7 protein-coding genes and 1 pseudogene are annotated in these 9,614 nt (G+C 72.9%); 2 read left to right on the forward strand and 6 right to left on the reverse strand.

The features are described 5' to 3' along the window. Positions 1 to 248: 248 nt before the first annotated feature. The gene (locus ON36_RS19160) at positions 249 to 1,376 is read left to right on the forward strand and encodes a PQQ-dependent sugar dehydrogenase (RefSeq protein ID WP_043655340.1); all 1,128 of its coding nucleotides are present in this window, start codon (positions 249 to 251) and stop codon (positions 1,374 to 1,376) included. Positions 1,377 to 1,470: 94 nt separating this feature from the next. Beyond that, positions 1,471 to 2,184 carry a haloacid dehalogenase type II gene (locus ON36_RS19165; protein WP_043655343.1) on the forward strand — a complete coding sequence of 238 codons (714 nt, stop codon included), beginning with the start codon at positions 1,471 to 1,473 and terminating at the stop codon, positions 2,182 to 2,184. Between the two features lie 51 nt (positions 2,185 to 2,235). Here the strand turns inward: ON36_RS19165 and gatB are convergent, their stop codons facing one another. The 6 genes and pseudogenes from gatB to ON36_RS32865 all read right to left on the reverse strand — a co-directional run. Then, positions 2,236 to 3,741 (reverse strand): Asp-tRNA(Asn)/Glu-tRNA(Gln) amidotransferase subunit GatB, encoded by a 1,506-nt coding sequence (gatB, locus tag ON36_RS19170; protein WP_043655346.1) that lies wholly within the window; start codon positions 3,739 to 3,741, stop codon positions 2,236 to 2,238. 101 nt (positions 3,742 to 3,842) lie between these two features. After that, a complete protein-coding gene (locus ON36_RS19175) occupies positions 3,843 to 5,219 on the reverse strand; it encodes an alpha/beta hydrolase family protein (protein ID WP_052314134.1) in 1,377 nt (458 codons plus the stop codon). A 53-nt stretch (positions 5,220 to 5,272) separates the two neighbouring features. Next, a complete protein-coding gene (locus tag ON36_RS19180) occupies positions 5,273 to 6,307 on the reverse strand; it encodes an ATP-dependent 6-phosphofructokinase (protein WP_043655353.1) in 1,035 nt (344 codons plus the stop codon). 71 nt (positions 6,308 to 6,378) lie between these two features. Continuing rightward, complete coding sequence (locus ON36_RS19185; protein WP_043655347.1) at positions 6,379 to 7,212, reverse strand: hypothetical protein; 834 nt, start codon at positions 7,210 to 7,212, stop codon at positions 6,379 to 6,381. Positions 7,213 to 7,430: 218 nt separating this feature from the next. Beyond that, positions 7,431 to 8,441: a DUF4190 domain-containing protein gene (locus tag ON36_RS35900; protein ID WP_052314135.1), complete on the reverse strand. Its 1,011-nt coding sequence runs from the start codon at positions 8,439 to 8,441 to the stop codon at positions 7,431 to 7,433. Positions 8,442 to 8,559: 118 nt separating this feature from the next. Continuing rightward, positions 8,560 to 9,614 (reverse strand): annotated as a pseudogene (locus tag ON36_RS32865) (hypothetical protein); the annotation flags it as partial.

Consider the following 9,614-nt stretch of genomic DNA (forward strand, 5'->3'; position numbering starts at 1 on the left):
CGGTACGCGGGACGCCCTTGCTCATATCCGGCTTGGGCATCTGCTGCGTGGGCGAATCGAACGGGCTGGTCACCGGGGAACCGGCCGCCGACGCGGGCGGTTCGGCCGCGCCCGGATCTTCCGACTTCGGTGTGTCATTCGACTTCTCCGTCACCTTCCACACCTTAGGACGCTTGCCGGGCACATGCCGGACTTCGCCCGATCAGGCGTGTCAGCGCCGCATCCGGGCTGCCGGTAACGTCTGTGCCATGAGTTCGGTTTACGCGGTGCGCGTCATGGCGGCCGGGCTGGCGCTCGGCAGCGTCCTTGCGGCCGGCTGTGCCCGCTTCGACGAGTCGGCGTCGAGTCCGTTCACCACCGAGCCCTCGCTCGGGGGTTCCAACCTCGGCCCGAAGTCCAAGGAGCAGAACCCGTCGCAGGCCCCGCGGCCGACGGGCCCCTGCATCGACCCGGACCCGACCGTCATGGGCACCTGCCTCGACGCGCTCGGCGGGGTGATCGGCGCGGGCGACCGGGCCATCGCCGCCGAACGCCGCACCGGGCGCGTGCTCGGCATCCAGCAGGTGGACGCGAGCTCCCCGCAGCTACCCGCCGTCGAGCTGGCGACGCTGCCCGTCGACGGCTCCGGGGACGGCGGCCTGTCAGACCTGGTCCTGTCCCCGACCTTCGGCGAGGACGGGCTCATGTACGCCTACATCACCACCGCCTCGGACAACCGGGTGGTGCGCTTCGCCGCCGACGGCACGCCGAAGGAGATCCTCACCGGAATCCCCAAGGGCGCCACCGGCAATCGCGGCGCCCTGGAATGGGCGAGCCCCACCCAGCTGATGGTCGTCACCGGCGACACGGGCAACCCCGCCGCGGCGGGCAATCCCGCGTCGCTGGCGGGCAAGGTGCTGCGCCTGAACTCCCCCTCCTCGGGCGCCAACACCCCCGAGGTGGTCGCGTCGGGGATCGGGTCCGTCGGCGACATCTGCCGCGACGGCAAGGAGGGCATGTGGGTCACCGACCGCACCGCCGTCGAGGACCGGTTGCAGCACCTGACCAAGGAGGGCACGCTGACCTCCTCGTGGACCTGGTCCGATCATCCCGGCGTCGGCGGATGCGCGCCGACCGGGGACGGCGTGGCGGTCGCGCTGCAGGAGAGCAAGGCCCTCGGCCTGATCGCCGCCGACCCGAACACCTACGCCGTGACCACCGCGCCGACGCTCATGTCCCAGGACAAGTACGGCAAACTCCTCGGCGCCTCGGTCGCCGCCGACGGCAGCATCTGGGCCACCACGGTCAACAAGGACGGTGACGCGCCGGGACCCAACGACGACCGCGTCGTGAAGATCCCGCCGCCGTCGGGCGGCGCGGGCGGCGGGCCCGACTAGCCACCGCGCCCGGAAAGGCCCGGGGCGCCGCCGGTTACAGTGCCCGGTACACCCGGACGGCGCACGGCCGCCCGGCGGGACGAGGGGGCGGCCGATGCGTGACACGACGGGGATCCGGGCACTGCTGTTCGACGTGCAGGGCACCGCGACCGATTTCCACAGCACCGTGTGCGGCGCGGCGACGCGGATCGGGGCGCGGTTCCCGGAGGTCGACTGGCCCGCGCTCGTGAACGACTGGCGCGCGGCCTATTTCCGGGCCACCGCGCGACCGCGCACCCGCGCGGACCCGTGGGTGTCGGTGTCGGCCACCTATCGCCGGACGCTCGGGGAACTCCTCGACGAGCGCGGCATCGCCCTCACCGAGCCCGAGCGGGACGAGCTCGCGGCGGCGTGGGAACGGCTCGTGCCCTGGCCCGACACGGCACCGGGGCTGCGGCGGCTGCGCACCCGGTTCACGCTGGCGACGCTGTCCAACGCCGACGTCCGCGCGGTCGTGTCGATCACCCGGCTCGGCGACCTGCCCTGGCACGCGGTGTTCACCGCCGAGATGGCCGGGGTGTTCAAGCCGGATCCGGCGATCTACGCCATGGCGGCGGGCTACCTCGGGCTCGAGCCGCCCCGGATCATGATGGTGGCCAGCCACCGCTACGACATCCGGGCCGCGGGCGCGCTCGGCTTCCGCACCGCCTTCGTGGCCCGGCCGCTGGAGTTCGGCGCGGGCAGCCCCGCCGCCGACACCGCGTTCACCGGCGAATTCGACCTCGAGGTCACCGATTTCGAGGATCTGGCACGTCGGCTGGGCTGCTGACACGCGCGCCGCCCGTCCCCGGAGTTCCGGTGACGGGCGGCGCGGGTGGGGTCAGGAGCAGGCCGCGAGGACCAGTTCGCGGACCCGGGCGGCGTCGGCCTGGCCCCGGGTGGCCTTCATGACGTCGCCGACGATCTTGCCCGCGGCCTGGACCTTGCCGGACCGGATCTTCTCGGCGATGTCGGGGTTGGCTGCCAGCGCCTTCTCGACCTCGGCCTGCAGCGCGGAGTCGTCGCTGACCATGCCGAGGCCCTTGGCCTCGACGATCGCGGCGGGCTCGCCCTCGCCCGCGAGGACGAAGTCGACGACCTGCTTGGCGACCTTGTTGTTGACCGTCTTCGCCTCGACCAGCGCGATCACCGCCGCGACCTGCGCCGGCGTGATCGGCAGCTCGGCGAGGGCGACCTCGCGCTCCTTGGCCTTCTCGGTCAGGTAGGCGACCCACCAGGAGCGGGCCTCGTTGACCGGGGCGCCCGCGTCGACGGTGGCGATGATCAGGTCGAGGGCGCCCGCGTTGACCAGGTCGCGCATGACCTCGTCGGACAGGTTCCACTCGGTCTGGATCCGGGCCCGCACCAGCCACGGGTATTCGGGGATCGTGGCGCGCAGCTCCTCGACCCATTCCGGGGCGGGGGCGATCGGTTCCAGGTCGGGCTCGGGGAAGTAGCGGTAGTCCTCGGCGGTCTCCTTGCGGCGGCCCGCGGAGGTGGACCCGTCGGCCTCGTTGAAGTGCCGGGTCTCCTGCACGATCTCGCCACCCGCGGTGAGCACGGCGGCCTGACGGCGCATCTCGTAGCGCACCGCGACCTCGACGCTGCGCAGCGAGTTGACGTTCTTGGTCTCGGTGCGGGTGCCGAATTCCTTCGCGCCCACCGGCATCAGCGAGACGTTGGCGTCGCAGCGCAGCGAGCCTTGCTCCATCTTCACGTCGGAGACGTCGAGCGAGCGCAGCACCTCGCGCAGCGCGGTCACGTAGGCGCGCGCCACCTCCGGCGCCCGCTCGCCCGCGCCGGTGATCGGCTTGGTGACGATCTCGATCAGCGGCACACCGGCGCGGTTGAAGTCGAGCAGCGAGTGGCTGGCGCCGTGGATGCGCCCGGTGGCGCCACCGACGTGCAGCGACTTGCCGGTGTCCTCCTCCATGTGCGCGCGCTCGATGTCGACCCGGAACACGGTGCCGTCGTCGAGGGTGACGTCGAGGTAGCCGTCGTGGGCGATCGGCTCGTCGTACTGGCTGATCTGGTAGTTCTTCGGCTGATCGGGATAGAAGTAGTTCTTGCGCGCGAACCGGCCCCAGGGGGTGATGGAACAGTTCAGCGCGAGGCCGATCCGGATCGCCGACTCGACGGCCTTCTCGTTCACCACCGGCAGCGAGCCGGGCAGGCCGAGGCACACCGGGCACACCTGGGTGTTCGGCTCGGCGCCGAACTCGGTGGGGCAGCCGCAGAACATCTTGGTGGCCGTGGACAGCTCGACGTGGACCTCCATGCCGAGCACCGGCTCGTACCGGGAGACGACGTCGGCGTAATCCATCAACTCGACCGTGGGTGCGCTCATGCCCGCGCCTCGCTACGGCTCGGCTCCGGCGTGACCGCACGGGCGGCCGTGCCCCTTGTTCGCTCGCTGCGCTCGCTCATAGCTTCCTATCTTAGGAAGCTCTAGCGGGGCGGGATCTGCTGGGTGAGCCAGGCGGTGACGAAGGCGAGCACGGCCGGGTCGACGGTCGTCTCGATGGTGGCGTACTCGGCGGGGGTTCCGGTCCGGGCGGGCTGCATGAGGTGGTTGAGGCCGGGAAAGGTGTGGACCGTCGCCGCGGGCGAACCGGACAGGGCCGCGCGCATCGGTGCCTCGTTCTGCGCGGCCGGGACCTGCAGATCCTTGTCGCCGTAGAAGGCGAGCACCGGCACGCGCAGCGCGCGCAACGCCGGGGCGGGGTCGTAGGCGACGAGGGCGGCCGTGTACGGGGTGGTCAGCGCGTCGACGACGGCGTCGGGGGCGCGTTCGTCCTCGGGCAGGCCCGCGTTGTGGCGGCGGGCGAGGTCGCGGGCGCCGGCCAGGTCGCCCGCGCGCAACAGGCCGGTCCACGCGGTGAGGTAGGCGACCTGCTCGTCGATCCGTTCCGGCGGGGCGCCCCGGGCGGCGAGGAGGAGCCGGTTCTGCTCGACGAGCACGTCGGCGCCCACCACCGACGGGCCCGCCATCAGCACGGCGAACGCGATGTCGGCGCCCGGCCTCGCGGCGGCCAGCGGGGCGAGGTAGCCGCCTTCGCTGTGCCCGAACAGGCCGATGCGCCGCGCGTCGATCTCGGGCCGGGTCCGCAGGTAGGCGACGCCCCGGACGACGTCGCCCGCCAGGTCGTCGTACGTGGAGGCGTCCAGGTCGCCGCCGGAACCGCCCACCCCGCGATCGTCGGTGCGCAACACCGCGTACCCGGCGCGGGTGAGGGTGTCGGCGAGCAGCAGGAAGGGCTTGTGGCCCATCAGTTCCTCGTCGCGGTTCTGTGGTCCGCTGCCGGTGATCAGGACGACGGCCGGGAACGGCCCGGCGCCCTGGGGCAGGGTCAGCGTGCCCGCCAGGGTGAGGTCACCGCTGGGGAAGGCGACGTCCTCGGTGCGATACGGGTGGGGCGGCTTCGGTTCCTGGGGGTGGGCGACCTCGGGGATCGGGCCGCGGCGCAGCGTCAGCGGGAACGCGCGGCCTGCCTGGCGCCAGTCACCGGCGATCGCGTCGTCGAGGAGACGGCCGCGGAATCCCGGGTCGCCCGGGATGTCCGGCAGGCGGAAGGCGACCCGCTCCGGCGCGGTCTCGACGTCGGCCAGGGGCGCGCCCGCGATGCCCTGCGCCGGGACGTCGATCGTCCCGGTGCCGTCGGCGCCGAGCTCGACGCCGATCACCAGCAGCTGCCCCGCCGCGTCGATGGTGCCGTGCCAGCGACCCGCCACCGGGGCGGGCTCGGCGTCCCCGGCACGGGAACACCCCGCCAGGACGGCGGCGAGCAGCAGCAGTGCGGAGACGACCACCCGAGGCGTACCCATCCGCCCACGGTACCCACGCCGGGCCCGCGAGCGGCCCGGCGCGCGTCAGCGATTCAGCCGAAGAAGGCCTGGGCCTCCCGGTACCGGTCCCCCGGCACGACCTTGAGCTGCTTGGTGGCCTCCGACAGCGGCACCAGGCCGATCCGGGTGCCGTGCAGCGCCACCATCTGCCCGAAGTGCCCGGCGTGCACGGCCTCCGCGGCGTGCAGGCCGAAGCGGGTCGCCAGCACCCGGTCGTAGGGGGTGGGACTGCCGCCGCGCTGCACGTGACCGAGCACGGTGGTGCGCACCTCCTTGCCGATGCGCCGCTCGATCTCGGCGCCGAGCTGCTGGGCGACCCCGGTGAACCGCTCGTGCCCGAACTCGTCGATACCGCCCTCGCGCAGCGCGAAACCGGAATCCGGTGCGGGATGCGATCCTTCGGCGACCACGCAGATGAAGTGCTTGTCGCCGCGCTGGAACCGGCGCTTGATCATCGCGCACACCTCGGCGACGTCGAACGGTTCCTCGGGCACCAGGGTCAGGTGCGCGCCCGCGGCGATCCCGGAGTTGATGGCGATCCAGCCCGCGTGGCGGCCCATCACCTCCACCAGCATGACGCGCTGGTGGGACTCGGCGGTGGTGTGCAGGCGGTCGATCGCCTCGGTCGCGATGGACAGGGCCGTGTCGTGCCCGAAGGTGACGTCGGTGCAGTCGATGTCGTTGTCGATGGTCTTGGGGACGCCGACCACGGGCACGCCCTCGTCGGAGAGCCAGCTCGCCGCCGTCAGCGTGCCCTCGCCGCCGATCGGGATGAGCGCGTCGATGCCGTTGTCGTCGAGGGTCTGCATGATCCGGGTCAGGCCCGCCCGCAGCACATCGGGATTGGTGCGCGCGGTGCCGAGCATGGTGCCGCCCTTGGCGAGCAGGCGGTCGGTGCGATCGTCGTTGTGGATGGGGATGCGACGATCCTCGAGTAGCCCGCGCCAGCCGTCCTGGAACCCGACGATCGCGTCGCCGTAGCGGCCGTTGGCGGTGCGGACGACAGCCCGGATCACCGCGTTCAGCCCTGGACAGTCTCCGCCTCCGGTCAAGACTCCGATGCGCATGCCGAACATCTTAGGAGCGCGGCGACCGGTGCGCGCGCCGCGCTACCCGCGGCGGCGGGGATCGGCCCTGTTCAGGCCGGGCACTGGCCGCCGACGAGGTCGGCCAGGTGCGCGGAGAGCAGCTTGGTCATCTTGTCCAGCTGGACCATGCCGTCGTTGAACTGTCCCGAATCCGGCTGGGCGGCAAAGGCGACCGCGACCCGCCCGGACGGGGTGTCGATCAGGCCGAACTGGCGGACCAGGTACTTCCCGGCCGGGTCGGGCCCCCAGCCGCCCTTGAACTCGGCGCTGGCGAACGCGCCGAGGCCCCAGCGGTGGCTGGGCTGGATCTGGCCCATCAGGCCGATGACCCGTTCGGTCCGGGGCAGGCAGGGCAGCGCGGCGGCGAAGCGGACCTGGTCGGCCAGCGACCAGTCCGCCTGCCCGAAGATCGAGGCGTCGGCGCGGGTGCGGGTGGTTGGCACCGTGGTGCGGGCGTCGCCGCCCTCGCGCAGCACCGCCTCGACGGCCGCGGCGGCCTGGTCGGCGGTGCCCAGCGACTGCCACAGCGTGTCGGCGGCGCCGTTGTCGGAGGCGGTGATCGCGGTGCTCGCGATGGCGTTGTAGGCGTTGCTGTTGCGCAGCGCCGCCACCGCGAGCGGGATCTTCATCGTCGACCAGGCCGGACCGGTGGTCCAGTCGCCGAAGCTGAGCACGCTCTGCCCGCCGACCGCCATCATCGTCATCCCGGACCTGCCCGCGAAATTCTGCTGCAGCGCGGCGAAGTCACCGGCGAGCGTGCCGGGCACGGCCAGCTCGATGCTCAGCCCCTCGGTGTGCGCCCGCGGTACGGCACTGCTGGTCGTCGGGCCGCCCGGCTTGGCGGTCTCGCCGCAGCCCGCCAGCAGCACCGCCGCGGCGAGCACGCCGGCGGCCGTCGTGCGGCGGCGGGCACCGGCACGGTGAACACCCTGGCAAAAGGCCGATTTCTCGGTCGAATCACGAAACCACAAGTGTCAGTACACCGCCCCTAGTCCATCAGCGTCGAGGCAATGATAACGCGTAGGTCACGAAAAGGAATCACCGCGGATGGGAACCGCTCGCGCGGGGTACGCCGAAGGGCTCCCCGTCCGGGCCGCGGTGGTCAGTCCTTCTGCAGGCAGAGCACGGTCCAGCCGTTGGACTCCGAACCCGTACGCACCCAGTCGCGATTGCCGCACACGTCCTTGTCCGAGGTCACCTGGACGACCTTGTGGGTGGAGGCGCTGGTGCCGCAGGTCGCCTTGGTCACCGTGGTCTCGGAGATGCCGTTGCCCAGGTCCGCGCCCTGCTCCCGGTGGATGCAGTCGCCGACCTTGGCCTCCTTGATGATCCGCGAGGTCTCCGCCGCCGAGGACAGCGAGGTCGAGGTGGGCGGCGCGGTGGTCGTCGTGCGCGGGGCGCGGCTGGTGGTGGTCCACGACGACGTGGTGCGCGTGGTGGTGGTCGCCGAGGCGAGGTCGTCGATCTCGTTGGACACCGCGACGCCGACGATGCCGAGGGCCACGATCGCCACCAGCGCGATGCCGGTGTAGACGTAGCCGATCACCAGGCCGGCCACCGCCATGCCCTTGCCGTCCTCGTGCCGCTGCTTGATCTGCGACAGGCCGATGTGGCCGAAGACGATCCCGAGCGGCGGCAGGATGAGCGAGGAGATCAGGGCGGCGATCGCCATGCCGTTGGTCTGGCGCCGCGGGCCCGCGGCGTAGTACGGCGTGGCCGCCGGGTAACCGGGCGGCTGGCCCGCCTGCGGGTACTGGCCGCCGGAGGGGTACTGGCCGGGCGCCTGGTAACCGGGCGGGTACTGCCCGGGCGCCTGGTACTCCCCCGAACCGGCCGGGTACTGACCCGGGGCCTGGTATTCGCCCGAACCCGCCGGGTACTGACCCTGGGCGTACGGGTAGGCACCGCCGGTCGACGGCGGCGCGGGGTAGCCGGGCGGCGGAGTCTCCTGCGGCGGCGGAACCATGCCGTAGCTCGACGCCTTGATGGTCTCCGGCGCGTACGGCGGCGCCGCCGGATCCTGCTGCGGGGCAGGGGGGATCGGCTTGTTCAGATCCGGGACCCCGTCCGCCGGGCGGCGGACCGTTGGGTCGACCGGTTCGTGCTCGCTCATCAGCTTTCCTTCGTTCCGCCGTGCGGGAGCCGCACCGGCACAGACACACTCAGAATCTCACAGTCGGGCCGGGAGCGGGTGTCTCGGCGGCCGGTGCGGCCACCTCTCGCGAGGGTTATCAGTAGACGTACACCACGGCGTTATCGCCGCCGGTGCACGTGACGACTTTTCCGTCGGGAGTGCAGGTCATCGTGTACGTGCGGCCGGTGACCGGGCTGGTCGCCACCACCGAGCGGGGTCCGCCGCGCGACTGGTCGGTCCCGCCCGCGGCGTAGGCCGAACGCACCGCCTCGGCGAATCCGCAACTGGTGACCGAGCTCCCGGTGGCGGTCCGGCCGAAGGTGCCGCCCGACCCGGCCGGATCGCACGGCTGCGCGCCCGCGGGCAGGGCGGGCGCCCCGGCACTCGTGGTGGCGGGCGCCGAGGTGCCGCGCGACGCCGTCGGCGGGGCGGTGGCCGCGGCCGGGGTGGTCGCGGCGGTCGTGTTGTCCGGGCTCGACGCGGCCTGTTCGCCGCCGGACCCGCCGAGCAGCAGCCAGGCGATGCCGCCGCCGAGGAGCAGCACGACCACCGCGGCGACGCCGATCAGGACGGGCAGCAGAGACCTGCGGCGGGGTTCGTCGTCGCCGTGGGCGGGATCGTCGTAGCCGTAGGCGGGATCGTCGTAGCCGCCCGCGTAGGCGGGGTCGTCGTAGCCGGGCGCGGCGCCGTAGGCTGGGCCGCCGTGGCCGGGCGCCTCGTAGCCGCCGTCGTCGTAGGCCGGTTCCCGGTAGTCGCGGGCGCCGTAGGCGGCGTCCTCGCCCGGACCGTAGCCGGGGTCGTCGTAGTCGCTGTAGGCGGCGCCCCGCGGCGGCGCGCCGTATCCGGCCGCGGGAGCGCCGGTTCCGGGGTGGACCTGGGTCGCCTTCGCCCGCTCCGGGTCGTCGTATCCGGCGGGCTCGCCTGCCGCCGGGTACCGCCGGGTGGCCGGGGCCCCGCCGTTCGCGGACTCGGGGTAGCGGCCGCGCGGGTCGTCGCCGACGGGCTCGAGGTACTGGGTCGCGGAGGAGTCGCCACCGACCGGGGGAAGGTACTGGGTCGCGGGGCCGTCGCCGCCCGGGAACGGGGCGGCGACCGGGCCCATGTATCGCGTGGCCGGGCCGTCGCCGGAGTCGTCGCGGTCGAACGGATCAC

This window comes from Nocardia thailandica NBRC 100428 (assembly GCF_000308795.1).
GTDB classification, from domain to species: domain Bacteria; phylum Actinomycetota; class Actinomycetes; order Mycobacteriales; family Mycobacteriaceae; genus Nocardia; species Nocardia thailandica.

What these genes read in the sequence shown, in the direction of transcription:
- ON36_RS19160 (WP_043655340.1), top strand. Translation starts at nt 249, where the DNA reads ATGAGTTCGGTTTACGCGGTGCGCGTCATGGCGGCCGGGCTGGCGCTC.
- ON36_RS19165 (WP_043655343.1), top strand. Translation starts at nt 1,471, where the DNA reads ATGCGTGACACGACGGGGATCCGGGCACTGCTGTTCGACGTGCAGGGC.
- gatB (WP_043655346.1), bottom strand. Translation starts at nt 3,741, where the DNA reads ATGAGCGCACCCACGGTCGAGTTGATGGATTACGCCGACGTCGTCTCC.
- ON36_RS19175 (WP_052314134.1), bottom strand. Translation starts at nt 5,219, where the DNA reads ATGGGTACGCCTCGGGTGGTCGTCTCCGCACTGCTGCTGCTCGCCGCC.
- ON36_RS19180 (WP_043655353.1), bottom strand. Translation starts at nt 6,307, where the DNA reads ATGCGCATCGGAGTCTTGACCGGAGGCGGAGACTGTCCAGGGCTGAAC.
- ON36_RS35900 (WP_052314135.1), bottom strand. Translation starts at nt 8,441, where the DNA reads ATGAGCGAGCACGAACCGGTCGACCCAACGGTCCGCCGCCCGGCGGAC.